Genomic DNA, 15,984 nt, shown 5'->3' with positions numbered 1-15,984 from the left:
AAGCGTTGCCACCAATATTGGCGCTGGGCGGGCAGACTGCTACGCCTGCGCTTTCGTACCGATTGATACCAAGAGGATGCCCATGCTCCGAACCGCCGCGCTGTTGCTTGCCCTGCCCCTGAGCTCGATCGCCTTCGCCCAGACGGCGCCGGCGCCCGCACCTGCTCCAGCTGCCGCCGCGCCGACCGAGAGCGTCGCGACGATCAATACGCGGGTGAATGCGGCACTGCCTGCCGACCAGGCGGCGATGAAGGCGCATGTGATGTTCCTGTCGTCCGACGCGATGCAGGGCCGCGAGGCGGGGACCGAGAGCTACAATGTCGCCGCGCAATATGTCGCATCGCAATTCTATTCGGCGGGGCTGACCCCCGCGGGCACCGACGGCAGCTATCTGCAGACGGTGCCGCTGGTGAGCTACAAGCCCGCGAGCAAGGGCAGCTTCCGCTACACCCCGCGCGGCGGTAGCGCGGCGCCGCTGGCGTTCGGCGAGGAATATCTGCCCGCGCCCGATCCTTCGCGCGCCAAGACCGTCGTCGATGCGCCGGTGGTGTTCGTCGGCTACGGGATCGACGCACCGCGCTTCAAGCGCAACGACTATGCCGGGGTCGATGTGAAGGGCAAGATCGTCGCCTTCTTCGCGGGCGCACCGGCGAGCTTCCCCGGCGAGGAGCGCGCGCATTTCGGCAATGCCGCGAACAAGGCGGTGGCAGCGCAGGCCAAGGGCGCGGTCGGCTATCTGACGCTCGAATCGCCGACCAGCGCGAAGGTTCGTCCCTTCTCGCGCCTCGCCGAAAGCTATGACAGCGCGCGGATGACCTGGGCGCGGCCCGACGGGACCGGCTTCTTCGCCGCCCCCGATGCGCCCGCGCTCGGCTCGCTCAGCATGACCGGCGCAGAAAAGCTGTTCGCCGGCGCGCGCACCAGCTGGGCAAGCGTCGTCAAGACCGCCGAGACCCCCGCCGCGCGCTTCGAGGCGGTCGAACTCCCCGGCCGGCTCGCGATCGAGCTCGCCACGACGATCGCGCCGGTCACCAGCTACAATGTCGCGGGGATGCTCGAGGGCAGCGATCCGCAGCGCAAGAACGAAGTCGTCGTGCTGACCGCGCATCTCGACCATGTCGGCGTCGGCACCCCCAAGAACGGCGATGCGATCTACAATGGCGCGATGGACAATGCCGTCGGCATCGCGGCGATGATCGAGGAGGCCAAGCGCTTCAAGGCATCGGGCACGCCGCCCAAGCGCAGCATCCTGTTCCTGGCGGTCACTGCCGAGGAAAAGGGGCTGGTCGGTGCCGATTATTTCGCGCGCAATCCCTCGATCGCCAAGGAGCGGATGGTCGCCAACGTCAATCTCGACATGCCGATCATCACCTACAAGTTCGAGGACGTGATCGCCTTCGGGGCCGAGCGTTCGACGCTGGGCGGCTATGTGAAGGCCGCCGCCGCCAAGCTCGGCGTCACCTTCTCGCCCGATCCGATGCCCGACCAGGGGCTGTTCACGCGCAGCGACCATTATCGCTTCGTCCAGCAGGGCATCCCCTCGGTCTTCCTGTGGCCGGGCACCAAGGGGCCGGGCAAGGCGGCGGTCGATGAATTCTTCGCCAAGCATTACCACCAGCCGTCGGATTCGATGGGGCAGGTGCCCGCGATCGATTGGGAATCGGGCACGCGCTTCATCGAGGCGAACTACATGATCGCGCGCGAGATCGCCGACGCGCCCGAGCGCCCCGAATGGAACAAGGGTGATTTCTTCGGCACGCTGTACGAGGGGTATGGCGCCAAGTGATCCGCACCGGCTTCGCCGTCCTGGCGGCGGTCGCGCTCGGCGGTATTGCGCCGGCGCAAACGCTGCCCGCCGACCAGGCGGCGATGAAGGCGCATGTCGCGTTCCTCGCCGCCGATTCGCTCAAAGGGCGGCAGGCGGGCAGCCCCGAATATGACATCGCCGCCGATTATGTGATCGCGCAGATGGAGGCGGCGGGCCTGGCGCCCGCGGGCGAGCGCGGCGGCTGGCGCCAGCAGGTGCCGCTGGTGGCGTCGCGACCGCTAACCGCCAGCGCAACGCTGACGCGCGGCGGGCGCGAGACGGTGCTGACGCTCGGCACCGATTTCGTCGGGCGCGCGAGCCTGACCCAGGCCGAGCGCGTCGTCAGCGGCGAAATGGTGTTCGCTGGCTATGGCGTGGTCGATCCGACGCGCGGCATCGACGACTATCGCGGGCTCGACGTGCGCGGCAAGATCGTTGCGGTGATGTATGGCGGCCCGCCGGGGATGAACAGCGAAGTCGCGGCGCATTACGGCAACCGCGACGTGAAGGCCGACCTCGCTGGCAAGCGCGGCGCGGCGGGGATCGTCTTCATCGAATCGCGATCGACGCGGGCGAGCTACGACTTCGCGGCGATCGTCGAAAGCTGGTCGGGGCCATCGATGTCGTGGACCCCGCCCGCCGGCAGCGCGCAGGTGCAAAGCGCGCCGCAGCTCGCGGCGATCAGCGAGCGCGGGGCGGCGACGCTGTTCGCGGGATCGAAGCTCGCCTGGGCGAAGGTACGCGCCGCCGACGAGGCGAGCCGGCCGCTACCGACCGGGCCGCTCACCGGCACGATCGCGTTCCGCCAGACCAGCGAATTGCAGCAGACCGTCAGCGCCAATCTGGTCGGCCGGCTCGAAGGCAGCGACCCGGCGCTCAAGGCGCAGCATATCGTGCTGACCGCGCATCTCGACCATATCGGCGTCACCGATCCGGTGAACGGCGATTCGATCAACAATGGCGCGATGGACAATGCGATGGGCATCGCGGCGATGCTCGAGGTCGCCAAGTCGTTCCGTGCATCGGGCAAGCCGCCGAAGCGCAGCATATTGTTCGTGGCGGTGACGGCGGAGGAAGCCGGGCTGATCGGATCGGACTATTTCGCGCGCTATCCGACGGTGCCGCGCGCCAGCCTCGCCGCCAACGTCAATCTCGACATGCCGATCATGACCTACAAGTTCGAGGATATCGTCGCCTATGGCGCCGACCGGTCGAGCATCGGCCCGGCGCTCGGCCGCGTGGCAAAGGCGCAGGGGCTGACGCTGACCCCCGATCCGACGCCCGACGAAGCGTTCTTCGTGCGCACCGATCACTATAGCTTCGTCAAACAGGGGGTGCCTTCGGTCTCGATCGATGCGGGGCCGAAGGGGCCGGGCGCGGCGGCGACCGCTGCGTTCATCGAGCAGCATTACCACCAGCCATCGGACGACCTGAAGCTGCCCTTCGACTGGGACGCGGCGCGGCGCTTCGTGCGGCTGAACTACGATCTGACGCGCGCGCTGGCCGATGGGCCCAAGCCGGTGTGGAACAAGGGTGATTTCTTCGGGACGTTGTATGGCGGTGGGAAGTGAGGGGCGCTTCTTCCCCCCTCCCTGAAAGGGAGGGGCCGGGGGTGGGTCGAGGCCTGATGCTACGGAGCCGTGTGCGTTCCTGGTCGCCGTATCACCCGGACCAGACCCACCCCCAACCCCTCCCTTCCAGGGAGGGGAGTAAGACATGCGCCTATTGATCTTCGGCCAGGGCTACACCGCTGCGCGGCTGCGGACCCACCTCGAAGCCAAGGGCGCGCGCGTCGCCGGCACCACGCGCGACGGGCGCGAGGGCACGCTTGCCTTTGCCGATACCGATCGCGTGGGGTTCGAGATCGCCAACGCGACGCATATCCTGTCGTCGGTGCCGCCGGCCGAGGGTGTCGACCCCGTGCTCACCACTTACGGCGCGGCGCTGGCGGACAGCCGCGCGACGCTGGCCTATCTCTCCTCGACCGGTGTCTATGGCGACGCAGCCGGCGCCTGGGTCGACGAGACCACCCCCGCCGGCACTGGCCGCCGCCCCGCGCGCAACCAGGCCGATGCCGATTGGCTGGCGCTTGGCGCGCGCGTGTTTCGCCTGCCGGGCATTTACGGCCCAGGCCGTTCGCCGCTGACCCGCGTTGCTTCGGGCGAGGCGCATCGCGTCGATTTGCCCGGCCAGGTGTTCAGCCGCGTCCATGTCGGCGACATCGTCAGCGGAGTGACCTTGGGCTTCGACGCCCCCGCCGGCGCGTACAATTTGTCCGACGACTATCCCTGCGGCCAGAACGAAGTGATCGAACATGCGGCGCGGCTGCTTCACCTGCCGCCGCCGCCTTTCGTGCCGCTTGAAAGCCTGTCGCCGATGGGGCGCAGCTTCTATGCCGAGAACCGCCGCGTCGCCAATGGCAAGGCCAAGCGCGTGCTCGGCTGGCGGCTGGCCTATCCCGATTACCGATTCGGCCTGCGTGCCTTGAGCGCGATCACCAGCCCGGTCAGCGCCATCGCCGCGCCGCTCGCCGCCAGCCACGACCAGCGATAGCCCTCGAACGCGGTCGACAGCGCCATCGCGATCACCGGCACGATCACCCCCGAATAGGCCGCCTTGGCGGGGCCGATGATCCGAAGCACACCGAAATAGAGCGTGAACGCAACGGCGGAGGCGACGATACCCAGATACAGCACGCCGGCGATGTAGCTGGCCGACCAGTCGAACACCGGCGGGCCGGTGGTGATCCAGGCGAAGCTCGCGTCGATCGCCGCGCCGATCAGCATCGCGTGGCCAAGCATCGTCGCCATCGGATAGGCCTTGGCGGTGCGCGTTCCCTGCATGATGTTGGCGACCGAGGCCGAAAGGACGCCGCACAAGGTGATGACGATGCCGATCATCACCTCGCTGCCATTATTGGGATCGACCCGCGCTTCGTGGGTGAACAGCATCGCGATGCCGCCGATCGCGACCGCCGATCCGATCAGCAATTGCCGCCCGAGCATCTGCCCCAGGAAAATCCGCCCCAGGATCGCATTGGGCACCAGCAGCAGCGCGAACACCACCGCGACCAGCCCCGAGGTGATGTGCTGTTCGGCGCGATAGACGAAGTTGAAGTTCAGCACGAACTGCATGACCCCGAGCATCGCGGCAAAGCGCCAGCCGCGCGCATCGAGCGACAATTTCTCGCGCCGGAACGCCGCCCAGCCCAGGATCACGACGCCCGCGATCACGAAGCGATAGGCGACCGACCAGCTCGGCGGCACCTCGCCTAATTGGCCGCGAATGACGATCCAGGTCGATCCCCAGATCAAGGTGACCAGCGCGAAGGGGATCAGGACCGTCAGCCGGGTCGATTGCGGCTTGGCTCCGCTCAAAGCGCGGCGATCGCTTGCGCGAGCGGGGCGACGACGTCTGCGCCCTGGTCCCAGGCGGTGACCAGCCGCGCTTCACCCGCGCCCCAATCGTAGAAATCGAAGCCCTGCGCGCGAAGCCCAGCTGCTTCGTGGGCGGTGAGGCGCAGGAACACCTCGTTCGCCTCGACCGGCTGGACCAGCCGCTCGCCTGCCGCCTGCGCCAGCAATTGCGCGCCGGCATTGGCGGCGCGGGCATTGTCCAGCCATACATCGTTTTCGAGCATCGCCAGGATTTGCGCCGCCAGGAACCGCCCCTTCGACAGTAAATGCCCTGCGCGCTTGCGGCGATAGCGGGTGGCGGCGGCAAGCTCGGGTTTGAAGAACACGAGTGCCTCCGCCCCCATGCCGCCATTCTTGACGAAGCCGAAGCTCAGCGCATCGACGCCGGCGCGCCAGGTGACATCGGCGGGCGAACAGCCCAGATGCGCGACCGCATTGGCAAAGCGCGCGCCGTCCATGTGCAGCCCGAGCCCGCGCGGGCGGATCACTTCGGCGATCGCGGCGACTTCGGCGGGGGTATAGACGCGGCCATATTCGGTGGCGTTGGTGATCGACACCGCGTGCGGCTGGACCTGGTGGACATCGTCGCGGATGTTGCCCAGCGTTTCGGCGAGTGCCGCGGGGGTCAGCTTGGCCCCGTCACCCTCGACCAGCAGCAATTTGGCGCCATGCGTGAAGAATTCGGGCGCGCCGCATTCGTCGACCTGGATATGCGCCTCGGCATGGCAGATCGTCGCGCCGTGCGGCGGGACCATCGCGGCGAGCGCGAGCGCGTTGGCGGCGGTGCCGGTGGGCACCCACAGGCACGCGACCTGCGTTTCGAACAGATCGGACATCGCGCCGTCGAGCCGTTTGCTCCAGCGGTCGCCATCATAGGCGGTGTCGAGCGTGTTGGCCGCCAGCATCGCGTCGAGCACGGGTTGGCAAACGGGGGCGGCGTTGTCCGAGAAGAAGCGCATGGGGGAGCAATGGGGAAGGGCGTGAAGGGCGTCAATAATCCTTCTCCTGCCGGCGGGAGGAGGCCAGCCGCATCCTCCCCCGCCAGGAAGGTGTCAGCCAAAGGCTGACGGAGGGGGAGGTAAGCGATGCGCTTCGGTATGCGCCACCACGATTTCCTGATCCGCCCCCTCCGACGGGCGCCGAGGCGCCCGCCATCTCCCCCTGGCGGGGGAGGATTTGGGGTGGGCGGCATCCTGTGCGATTTGGGTCACGACCGACCCCAAGCTCGGCCGGCATGATCCTCCCCCGCCAGGGGGAGGTGTCAGCCAAAGGCTGACGGAGGGGGAGGTAAGCGATGCGCGTCGGTATGCGCCACCACGGTTCCCCCATCCGCCCCCTCCGACGGGCGCCGAGGCGCCCGCCACCTCCCCCTGGCGGGGGAGGATTTGGGGTGGGCGGCACCCCGGGCGGTTTGGGTTGCGACCGACGCGAAGCTTCGACCAGCATGGTCCTCCCCCGCCAGGGGGAGGTGTCAGCCAGCGGCTGACGGAGGGGGAGGTAAGCGATGCGCTTCGGTATGCGCCACCACGGTTTCCCTATCCGCCCCCTCTGACGGACGCTGGAGCGTCCGCCTCCCCCTGGCGGGGGAGGTGCGTTAGGTTCAGAACGCTTCCTCTTCGGGCGGCGGTTCCTCTTCGCGGCGCCTTTCCCCGGGGCCCATCTCGATCTCGCCATCGGGGCCGACGCGCAGGTTCAGCCCGAGCCCTTCGAACTCGCCCTGAAGGTCGATCGGTGGCACCTCGACGCCGAATTCGTCGCCGAGCATCTCAGCGACGTTCGCGGCTTCCTCGACGACTTCGATCGCCTCGGGCGGGCGGCCGCCCGCGCTCGCGCCGGTCGCGCGCATCATATAGTCGCGCCAGATCCGCGCAGGCACGCCGCCGCCCGACAGCCCGGCGTTCGGCGTATTGTCGTCATTGCCGACCCACACGCCGGTGACGATGCCGTCGGCATAGCCGATGAACAGCGCGTCGCGATTGTCCTGCGTCGTGCCGGTCTTGCCGAACGCCTCGACCGACAGCCGCGCCTGCCGCCCGGTGCCCTGCGCGATCGAACCGGCGAGCAGGCTTCGCATGTCTTCGAGCTGGCGAGCGGGGATGCGCTGCGTGTCGATCCCCAGCCGTTCGAGCCAGCTCCCCTCGGCCACTTGCGACAGCCCGCGCGCGCGCACCGGCGCTTCGCCCGCGGCGATCGCGGCATAGGCGGCGGTCAGCTCGATCAACGAGACCGAAGAGGTGCCGAGCGCGATCGTCGCCTCGTTGGGGATCGGGGTCGAGATGCCGAGGTCGCGCGCGGCCTTGATCACCGCTTTCGGCCCCAATTGTTGGGTCAGCCGCGCGGCGGCGACGTTGCTCGATCGCGCGAACGCCTGCGCCAGGCTGATGTCGCCAAGATAGCGCCCGTCCGAGTTTTTGGGGCTCCATTCGCCGATCGTCACCGGGCGGTCCTCGACCATGTCGTCGGGCTCCATCCCCGCGCGCAAGGCGGCGAGATAGACGAACAGCTTGAAGGTCGATCCCGGCTGGCGCCGCGCCTGCGTCGCGCGGTTGAACGGGCTCTTGGCGTAATCCTTGCCGCCGACCATCGCGACGATCCGCCCGTCGGGCCGCATCGAAACGATCGCCACCTGCGCCTCGCGCAGGCCCGCATTGCGCACCGCGCGTTCGGCGGCACGCTGCAGCCGCGTCTCGAGCGTGGTCTTGACCGTCTGGTCGGCGCCGATCGCGCCCGCCTGGTCGCGCGCCTGCGGCATCACCCAATCGGCGAAATAGGAGCCCGTCGGCAGCCTTTTGGTCTTGGCCATCTTGAGCCGCGCGGGCGACACGTCGTCGGCCTCGGCTTCGCTGATGAAGCCCGCATCGGCCATCGCCGCCACCACCAAGGCCTGGCGCGCGCGCGCACCTGACAGGTTCTTCGACGGCGCCAGCCGCGACGGCGCCTTGACCAGTCCTGCGAGCATCGCTGCCTGGCCGATGCTCAGATCCTCGGGGTCGCGGCTGAAATAATGGTTGGCGGCGGCGTCGAGGCCGTAGGCGTTGTCGCCGAAATAGACGTTCGACAGATAGCGCGACAGGATCTCGTCCTTGGTCAGCCACGCTTCGAGCCAGAAGGCGATCATCAGCTCCTGCGCCTTGCGGCCCAGCGTCCGGTCCGACGAGAGAAAGGCGTTCTTCGCCAATTGCTGGGTGATCGTGCTGCCGCCCTGCGACGAGCGGCTGGTGAACACGTTGTTGACGAAAGCGCGCGCGATGCCGCGCGGATCGACTCCCCAATGGCTGCGGAAGCGGCGGTCCTCGATCGCCAGGAACGCCGCCTTGACGTGCGCGGGCAGCTTGGTCGCGTCGACGCGCGTGCCGATGATCGCGCCGTGCCGCGCGATCGGGTCGCCCTCGGCCGACAGCAAGGTCACCGACGGCGGCACCGGCGGTTCGAGCGACTTCGACATCGGCGCGGTGATCGCCAGCCACGCGATGACGAGCACCAGCAGCACGATCAGCCCGGCCAGGCCGCGCGCGATCCAGCGCATCGGGCTCGGGCGCCATGATGGCGGCAGCGGGGGTTCGCCCGGCGGCGGGGCGGGGGGCGCGGGGTTGGGCGACGACAAAGCGGGGGCGAACGGATCACCGGGCGCGGGCGTCGGTCGCCATTGGTCGAGAGTGTCGATACGCATATGCCCGCTGCTGTATTATCGCGCTAATACGCTGCGCGCAAGGTGGCCAGCATATACCGCGGGTTTACCCTCGTCACGTCGGGAGTTGGGGGCGGGGCGGGGCCGTACCCCAAGCCGTCACCCCGGACTTAATCCGGGGTCCAGCGTGCAACAACCCGTGCCGGTGGTTGGGGAGAGGTGGACCCCGGATCAAGTCCGGGGTGACGGAAGGGGGATGGGGTGAGGTCGGTGCCTCACCGCATCCCCGCTTGCTTACTGCCCCCCGGCAGGCGCAGCCTTGGGCAAAGCCTCGGCCAGCCCCGGCACATATTGCGCGCCCTCGAGCACCTGCAGCGTCGATCCGGTGAAATCGTCGCCGATCGGTTCGGCCTTGCCGCCCAGGCACTGGCCCAGGAAGCCCTCGGCGACCGCATTGAAGCTCAGCCGGTTGGGCGGGCGCTGGAAGCCATGGCCCTCGTCGGGATAGTTGACATAGGTCACCGGCAGCTTCTTGGCGCGCATCGCCTCGACGATCTGGTCGCTCTCGGCCTTCACCACGCGCGGGTCGTTCTGCCCTTGCCCGATCAGCAGCGGCACCTTGATCGCATCGACCCGGCTGATCGGCGACTGCGCCATCATCCGCTTGACGTCGTCGGGCTTGGTCGGGTCGCCGATATGCTTGTAGAAGGTCCCCTCGAGCATCGGCCGCCAATAGGCCGGGAAGCTCTCCATCAGCGTCTTGAGGTTCGACGGGCCGACGATGTCGACCCCGCAGGCGAAGGTCTCGGGGGTGAAGGTAACCCCGACCAGCGTCGCATAGCCGCCGTACGAGCCGCCCATGATCGCCACCTTGTCAGGGGTCGCGACCCCCTGCTTCACAGCCCAATCGACCGAATCGAGTAGATCCTGGTGCATCTTGCCCGACCATTCGCCGATCGCTGCGTTGACGAAGCCCTTTCCGAACCCCGTCGAGCCGCGATAATTGACGCTCAGCACCGCATAGCCGCGATTGGCGAGCCATTGGTGGGTGCCGTTATAGCCATAGCCGTCGCGCGCCCATGGGCCGCCATGGACGAACAACACCATCGGCACCGGCTTGTCGGCCTTGCCGTCGCCATTGGCATCGGCGCCCGCGGGCAGCGTGAGGTAGCTCACCAGCGTCTTGCCGTCACCGGTGGGAATTTCGACCGGTTGCATCGGCTGGAGCCTGTAGTTCGCAAGCTCGGGGCGGACGTCGAACAGCTTGGTCAGCGTCTTGGCCTGGCGATCGTACAGATACGACGTCCCCGGTGCCTCGGCGGCGAAGGCCGCGACCGTCGCCAGCCGGCCATCGTCGGTGATCGAGGTGATCGCGATCTCGCCGGGCAGCTTGCCCTTCAGGAAGGCCAGGTCGGCCTTCGCTTCGGGGGTAAGCCCGGTCCAGTCGTTCTTGAGATAGTTCACCGAATAGGCGATCGGCTCGAAGGTCTTGGGGTCGGCGATGATGCCCTGGATGTCGGCGCGGTCGCTCTGCGCGATCATCGTCGACTTGAGCGTCGCGGGGTCCATCCGCATCAGCGCCGCCTTGTCGCGGCCGCGGCTGTCGACCCAGTAAAAGGCGCTGCCGTCCTTGTTGAAGCCCACCGGGTTGGTGGTGAAGGCGTCTTCGTTGGCGATCTGAAACACCGGCTTCCAGCTGCCATCGGCCTCGCGCCGTTCGACGCTCGATCCGCCGCCGGGCACCTGCTTCATCCCGAAGCGCGGCTTGAACTGGTTGTCGGTCAGGATCGAGCCATAGCCGGGGTTCTGCAGCACCAGCTTGCGCGTGCCCGCCTTGTAATCGATCTCGTACAGATCGAAGAATTGCGGGTCGCGATCGTTGAGCCCGACCAGCACGACCTCGGGGCGAAGGCTGCTCACCCCCTGCACCATCGCGCGGACCTTGCCGTCGACGGGGGTCAGGTCGCGCGGCGCGCCACCCGCTGCGGCGACCGCGAAGACGTGGAAATTTTCGTTTCCGCCGGCGTCTTGGACGTACATCACATGGCTCCCATCGGGTGCCCAGAAATATTGGGTGATGCCGCGGCCCTTGTCGGCAGTGATCGCTTTTCCTTGGGTCGGCGTGGCGATCGGCGCGACCCACAGGTTCATCACCCCGTCGACCGGCGCCAGCCACGAGACATGCTTGCCGTCGGGGCTCACCTGCGCGCCCGACCGGCTGGGATTGCCGAAGATCAGCTCGCGCGGGATCAACTGGCCGGCGGCGGGCGCCGGAGCGGTCTGCGCCGAAATCTGGAATGGCGCGAGCAACGCGGCACTAAGCGCTGCCAGCGATGCGGCACGCGCGAACGACGGATATTTCATGCTATTTCTCCCCAACCTTGCGGTGACTTAGGAGGCTATAGCACCGTCAGTATCGTTGCAATCGAAACCGTTACGCGTCGAGTTCGACATCCCAATACAGCCAGTCGTGCCAGGTCGCGTGCAGGTAATTCGGCGGAAAGCGCCGGCCATGTTCCTGCAACTGCCAGCTCGTCGGACGAATCGGCGTGACGTGGAGCGGCATATGCGCCTGCTTCGGGGTGCGCCCGCCTTTCTTGAGGTTGCACGGCGCACAGGCGGTGCAGACATTCTCCCAAGTCGTCCGCCCGCCTTGCGCGCGCGGGACGACGTGATCGAAGGTGAGGTCCCCCAGCGATCCGCAATATTGGCAGGTGAACTTGTCGCGCAGGAACAGGTTAAAGCGGGTGAACGCCGGAAACGCCGACGGGCGGACATATTGCTTGAGCGCGATGACCGAGGGCAATTTGATCCGCGCGCTGGGGCTGCGGATTTCGCGCTCGTAATTGGAAACGATGTTCACGCGATCGAGGAACACCGCCTTGATCGCGGTCTGCCATGGCCAGACGCTCAGCGGATAATAGCTGAGCGGGGTAAAGTCGGCGTTGAGCACCAGCGCGGGACAACCATCGGGGTGCCGGATCAGATCGGGATGGTACATGAGGCTCCCAACTCCCTCTACTCGCTTCCCTGTCGCGATTTACCGTGACGTGCGTATGACAGCACGCCGCGTGACTCACGGTCAAGGGGGCTGAATTGGGGCGAACCGAGCAAAGGAGGGAGCCGATGATCGTTTCGCGTTTCGCGCCGAGCCCCACCGGGCGGCTGCACGCCGGCCATGCAGTATCGGCGATCGCCGCGCATGATTTCGCGCGGGCACGCGGCGGCCGCTTTTTGCTGCGGATCGAGGATATCGACGGCACGCGCAGCCGGCCCGAGCATGTGGCGGGGATCCTCGAGGATCTGGCATGGCTTGGGCTGACCTGGGACGGGCCGGTGGTGTATCAATCGGCCCGGCTGGCGCGGTATCAGCAGGCGCTCGACCGATTGCGCGCGCGCGGATTGCTGTATCCGTGTTTCTGCACCCGCGCCGATATCGCCGCGAGTGGTTCGGCGCCGCACGGGCCGGGTGGCGCGGTGTATCCGGGGACCTGCCGGTCGCTGTCGCCCGAGACACGCACGGCGCGGATGGGGCAGCCGCACGCCTGGCGGATCGACATGGCGGCGGCGGTGGCGATTGTCGGCGCGCTCGACTGGCATGACGAGCGCGTAGGCACCGTCCACGCCGATCCGCTGGCGCAGGGCGACGTCGTGCTGGCGCGCAAGGATGCCCCCGCCAGCTATCACCTGGCGGTGACGATCGACGATGCCGCGCAAGGCGTGACCGACGTGGTGCGCGGAGTCGACCTGTTCGGCGCGACCGACATCCACCGGCTGCTCCAGGCGCTGCTCGATCTGCCCACCCCGCGCTATCATCACCACCCGCTGGTGCTCGGCGCCGATGGCGAGCGGCTCGCCAAGCGCAGCGGCGCGCCGAGCCTGGGGGCGATGCGCGCCGAGGGGATCGACGGCGCCGCCTTCGCTACCGCCCTAAGGACAGGGCAGCCATGGGTTGGATTTTCGAGCCCGAAGGCCTAAATCTTTCCCATGAACACCTTCCTCGTCATCCTGCTCGTCGCTGCGATGCTCGCCACCGTCGTGGCGTTGGTTCGCGGCATCGTCATCTTCCTGAAGACGACCGAAGCCGAACTCAAAGGCGAGGGGGTCAGCGCGCCGGCGCTGCGATCGAACAAGATGATGCAGGCGCGCATCTTCTTTCAAGCGATCGCGATCCTGATCGTGGTCGCGATCCTGTTCGTCGGCGGCCGGACCTGATCCGCTGGTAAAGCTCAACCGCATCTATACCCGCACTGGCGATGCCGGGACGTCGGGGCTGGTCGATGGCTCGCGCATCTCGAAGAGCGCGCCGCTGATGGCGGCGATCGGCGATGTCGACGAGGCCAATTCGGTGCTCGGCGTCGTGGTGGTCCAGATGGCCGCCGGAGCGCAGCGCGAGCTGCTGCTGCGCATCCAGAACGAACTGTTCGACCTTGGCGCCGACCTCGCGACGCCTTGGGGGCCAGAACCCGGCGCGCACGACCTCCGCGTCACCGAAGGCCAGGTCGAGCGGCTCGAGGAAGCGATCGACCGCGCCAATGACGATCTCGATCCGCTGACCAGCTTCGTGCTCCCCGGCGGCGATCCGGTCGCGGCGGCGCTGCATGTCGCGCGCGCGGTGGTGCGCCGTGCCGAGCGCAGCATGGTCGCGGCGAACGAGGCCGCGCCGCTCAACCCGGCGGCGTTGATGTACATCAACCGGCTGTCCGACCTGCTGTTTGTTTTGTCGCGGCATGTGAACAAAATGGCGACGGGCGACGTTTTGTGGGTTCCCGGAGCGTCACGCTAGGCGTCGCTCGCCGTCCGACCTCGCCCTGCGGCGTTCGTTGCTTGCCCCCGGAGTTTTCGCCATGCAGCCACGCCGCGATCGTGCCTTTGCCCCCGACGAACTGGTGCAGCGCTTCCAGGCGGTGCGCGGCCTGAGCGCGGCGCTCGTCGCACGGCTGAGCGATGCCGATGCGACGATCCAGTCGATGGACGATGCATCGCCAGCCAAATGGCATCTGGCGCATACGACCTGGTTCTTCGAAACCTTCGTGCTGCGCGATCATGTGCCCGGTTACACGCTCCGCGACGCGCGCTTTCCGTTCCTTTACAACAGCTATTACGAGGCCGAGGGCGCGCGCCACGCGCGCAACCGGCGCGGGATGATCACCCGCCCGACGCTCGACGAAGTGCTCGGCTATCGCCACGCGGTCGATAGCGCGCTGGTCGCAGCGATCGGCGACTTGCCCGGCGATGCGCTCGAGCTGATCGAACTCGGCTGCAACCACGAACAGCAGCACCAGGAATTGCTGCTCACCGACATCCTGCACCTGTTCGCGCAGAACCCGGTCGAGCCCGCGATCTGGCCCGCGCCGCGCAAGGTGCCGGTGCCGATGCCCGCGCCGATCGGCTGGACCGAGGGAGCGGCTGGGATCGCCGAGATCGGCCATGCCGGCACGGACTTCGCCTTCGATTGCGAGGGGCCGCGCCATGCCACGTTGCTCCACCCGCACGCCATTGCCGATCGCACCGTCACCAACGGCGAATGGGCGGCGTTCATCGCCGATGGCGGCTATGCCGAGCCGCGCCACTGGCTCGCCGACGGCTGGGCCTGGGTCCGCAGCGAGGGGATCGAGGCACCGCTCTATTGGCAGCGCGAGGGGGAGGGTTGGACTCGCTTCGGGCTCGACGGTCGCCGCGCGGTCGATCCCGCCGCGCCGGTGACGCATGTCAGCTTCTTCGAGGCCGATGCGTATGCCGCCTGGGCGGGCGTCCGTTTGCCGACCGAGGCTGAATGGGAAGCCGCCGCCGCGGCGCATGATCCGCAGGGTGGCAATCTGCTCGATACCGCCGGCCCGGTCGAACCGCGCCCGTCGACCGGCGGCCCCGCCTTTTTCGGCGATGTCTGGGAATGGACCGGCAGCGCCTATCGCCCCTATCCGGGGTTCCAGACTGCCGAGGGCGCGGTCGGCGAATATAATGGCAAGTTCATGAGCGGCCAGTTCGTGCTGCGCGGCGGCAGCTGCGCCACCCCGCGCGGGCATGTGCGCGCGAGCTACCGCAACTTCTTCTATCCGCACCAGCGCTGGCAGTTCACCGGCGTCCGGCTCGCCAAGGACCTCTGACATGCTGAAACCCGAATTCGAGGACGGTCAGGCGTCGCTAGCCGATCCGGCCTTTCGCGCCGATGTGCTGAATGGCCTGGCGGCGCGGCCGCGCGCGATTCCCGCGCGCTGGTTCTACGACCGGCGCGGATCGGAGCTGTTCGAGCGCATCACCGACCTGCCCGAATATTACCCCACCCGCACCGAAGTCGCGCTGCTCGACCAGGCGGCAGGGGCGCTGGCGGAGGCGGTGGGGCCGGGTCGTGCGGTGATCGAATTCGGGTCGGGGTCGTCGATGAAAACGCCCCGGCTGCTGCGCGCGGTCGCCCCCGCCGCCTATGTGCCGATCGATATCTCGGGCGAATTTCTCAGGGCCTCGGCCGCCGACCTCAGTCGCCAGTTCGCGGGCCTGGCGGTGCATCCGGTCGAGGCCGATTTCATGCACCCGGTACCGCTGCCCAGGGCGGTGGCCGAATTGCCCAAGCTCGGCTTCTTCCCCGGATCGACGATCGGTAACATGACGCCCGCCTCGGCAACCGACCTGCTGCGCGCGATGCGCCAGTCGCTCGGGCAGGGATCGTTGCTGCTGATCGGGATCGACCGGGTGAAGGACGAAGCCGTGCTGGTCCCCGCCTATGCCGATTCGGCCGGAGTCACCGCGGCGTTCAACCTGAACCTGCTCGAACGGATCAACCGCGAGCTCGGCGGGACGATTCCGATCGATTCGTTCGAGCATCGGGCGGTTTGGAACGACGATGCCTCGCGGATCGAAATGCACCTGCGCGCGACGCGCGACCTCGCCTTCACCGTCGACGGTCGCGATTTCGCCATCGCGGCGGGCGAGACGATCCACACCGAGAACAGCCACAAATATGGCGAACGCGGCGCGCGCGTGCTGCTGCGCGCGGGCGGCTGGACTCCGGTGGCCGAATGGACCGACCCGCAGGGGTGGTTCGCGCTGATCCTGGCCGAGGCGAAGCCGGCGGAGACTGCGCCCTGAGCTAAGCCCGGCCCAACCGTTCGTTTCGAGCGAAGTCGAGAAACGCT

The 15,984-nt window shown here is 67.8% G+C and carries 13 protein-coding genes; 8 read left to right on the top strand and 5 right to left on the bottom strand.

The window, feature by feature from the left end; all coding sequences use genetic code 11:
- Positions 1-76: 76 nt before the first annotated feature.
- The 3 genes from OKW76_RS08615 (at position 77) to OKW76_RS08605 (ending at position 4,360) form a co-directional block, all read left to right on the top strand.
- Positions 77-1,786 (top strand): M28 family metallopeptidase, encoded by a 1,710-nt coding sequence (locus tag OKW76_RS08615; RefSeq protein WP_322740077.1) that lies wholly within the window; start codon positions 77-79, stop codon positions 1,784-1,786.
- Positions 1,783-3,378, top strand: coding sequence for a M20/M25/M40 family metallo-hydrolase (locus OKW76_RS08610; RefSeq protein ID WP_265548514.1), 1,596 nt, complete (start codon positions 1,783-1,785; stop codon positions 3,376-3,378). Before OKW76_RS08615 ends, OKW76_RS08610 begins: the two co-directional genes overlap by 4 nt.
- A 145-nt stretch (positions 3,379-3,523) precedes the next feature.
- Positions 3,524-4,360 (top strand): NAD(P)-dependent oxidoreductase, encoded by an 837-nt coding sequence (locus OKW76_RS08605; RefSeq protein ID WP_265548513.1) that lies wholly within the window; start codon positions 3,524-3,526, stop codon positions 4,358-4,360.
- Here OKW76_RS08605 and OKW76_RS08600 read toward each other — a convergent pair.
- The 5 genes from OKW76_RS08600 to OKW76_RS08580 form a co-directional block, all read right to left on the bottom strand.
- Positions 4,270-5,184 (bottom strand): DMT family transporter, encoded by a 915-nt coding sequence (locus OKW76_RS08600; RefSeq protein ID WP_265548512.1) that lies wholly within the window; start codon positions 5,182-5,184, stop codon positions 4,270-4,272. The two genes, OKW76_RS08605 and OKW76_RS08600, sit on opposite strands and share 91 nt — an antisense overlap.
- Positions 5,181-6,182, bottom strand: coding sequence for a threonine aldolase family protein (locus tag OKW76_RS08595; protein WP_265548511.1), 1,002 nt, complete (start codon positions 6,180-6,182; stop codon positions 5,181-5,183). The genes OKW76_RS08600 and OKW76_RS08595 overlap by 4 nt, the downstream gene beginning before the upstream one ends.
- 641 nt (positions 6,183-6,823) lie before the next feature.
- The gene (locus OKW76_RS08590; RefSeq protein WP_265548510.1) at positions 6,824-8,893 is read right to left on the bottom strand and encodes a transglycosylase domain-containing protein; all 2,070 of its coding nucleotides are present in this window, start codon (positions 8,891-8,893) and stop codon (positions 6,824-6,826) included.
- Positions 8,894-9,145: 252 nt separating this feature from the next.
- Positions 9,146-11,215: a S9 family peptidase gene (locus OKW76_RS08585; protein ID WP_265548509.1), complete on the bottom strand. Its 2,070-nt coding sequence runs from the start codon at positions 11,213-11,215 to the stop codon at positions 9,146-9,148.
- 70 nt (positions 11,216-11,285) lie between these two features.
- Positions 11,286-11,852 (bottom strand): HNH endonuclease, encoded by a 567-nt coding sequence (locus OKW76_RS08580; protein ID WP_256505263.1) that lies wholly within the window; start codon positions 11,850-11,852, stop codon positions 11,286-11,288.
- A 125-nt stretch (positions 11,853-11,977) separates the two neighbouring features.
- On the opposite strand from OKW76_RS08580, the gene gluQRS reads away from it, so the two are divergent.
- The 5 genes from gluQRS to egtD all read left to right on the top strand — a co-directional run bounded on the left by gluQRS (position 11,978) and on the right by egtD (position 15,937).
- On the top strand, positions 11,978-12,829 hold the full coding sequence (gene gluQRS / locus OKW76_RS08575; protein ID WP_265548507.1) for a tRNA glutamyl-Q(34) synthetase GluQRS: 852 nt from the start codon (positions 11,978-11,980) through the stop codon (positions 12,827-12,829).
- A gap of 9 nt (positions 12,830-12,838) precedes the next feature.
- Positions 12,839-13,066 (top strand): twin transmembrane helix small protein, encoded by a 228-nt coding sequence (locus tag OKW76_RS08570; RefSeq protein WP_256505261.1) that lies wholly within the window; start codon positions 12,839-12,841, stop codon positions 13,064-13,066.
- A gap of 4 nt (positions 13,067-13,070) precedes the next feature.
- Entirely contained in the window at positions 13,071-13,637 is a 567-nt protein-coding gene (locus tag OKW76_RS08565) for a cob(I)yrinic acid a,c-diamide adenosyltransferase (RefSeq protein ID WP_265552856.1), read from the top strand.
- A gap of 61 nt (positions 13,638-13,698) precedes the next feature.
- Positions 13,699-14,958 carry an ergothioneine biosynthesis protein EgtB gene (gene egtB, locus OKW76_RS08560; RefSeq protein WP_265548506.1) on the top strand — a complete coding sequence of 420 codons (1,260 nt, stop codon included), beginning with the start codon at positions 13,699-13,701 and terminating at the stop codon, positions 14,956-14,958.
- A gap of 1 nt (position 14,959) precedes the next feature.
- Positions 14,960-15,937, top strand: a complete 978-nt coding sequence (gene egtD / locus OKW76_RS08555; protein ID WP_265548505.1) for an L-histidine N(alpha)-methyltransferase — start codon at positions 14,960-14,962, stop codon at positions 15,935-15,937.
- Positions 15,938-15,984 lie beyond the last annotated feature (47 nt).

Source organism: Sphingomonas sp. S1-29, from assembly GCF_026167545.1.
Taxonomy (GTDB): domain Bacteria; phylum Pseudomonadota; class Alphaproteobacteria; order Sphingomonadales; family Sphingomonadaceae; genus Sphingomonas.
Note: the sequence above shows the minus strand (reverse complement) of the source record. Positions and strands in the feature narration are given on the sequence as shown.

Coding starts and splice junctions, on each gene's coding strand:
- OKW76_RS08615 (WP_322740077.1), top strand. CDS start 77: ATGCCCATGCTCCGAACCGCCGCGCTGTTGCTTGCCCTGCCCCTGAGC.
- OKW76_RS08605 (WP_265548513.1), top strand. CDS start 3,524: ATGCGCCTATTGATCTTCGGCCAGGGCTACACCGCTGCGCGGCTGCGG.
- OKW76_RS08595 (WP_265548511.1), bottom strand. CDS start 6,182: ATGCGCTTCTTCTCGGACAACGCCGCCCCCGTTTGCCAACCCGTGCTC.
- OKW76_RS08590 (WP_265548510.1), bottom strand. CDS start 8,893: ATGCGTATCGACACTCTCGACCAATGGCGACCGACGCCCGCGCCCGGT.
- OKW76_RS08585 (WP_265548509.1), bottom strand. CDS start 11,215: ATGAAATATCCGTCGTTCGCGCGTGCCGCATCGCTGGCAGCGCTTAGT.
- OKW76_RS08580 (WP_256505263.1), bottom strand. CDS start 11,852: ATGTACCATCCCGATCTGATCCGGCACCCCGATGGTTGTCCCGCGCTG.
- gluQRS (WP_265548507.1), top strand. CDS start 11,978: ATGATCGTTTCGCGTTTCGCGCCGAGCCCCACCGGGCGGCTGCACGCC.
- OKW76_RS08570 (WP_256505261.1), top strand. CDS start 12,839: ATGAACACCTTCCTCGTCATCCTGCTCGTCGCTGCGATGCTCGCCACC.
- egtB (WP_265548506.1), top strand. CDS start 13,699: ATGCAGCCACGCCGCGATCGTGCCTTTGCCCCCGACGAACTGGTGCAG.
- egtD (WP_265548505.1), top strand. CDS start 14,960: ATGCTGAAACCCGAATTCGAGGACGGTCAGGCGTCGCTAGCCGATCCG.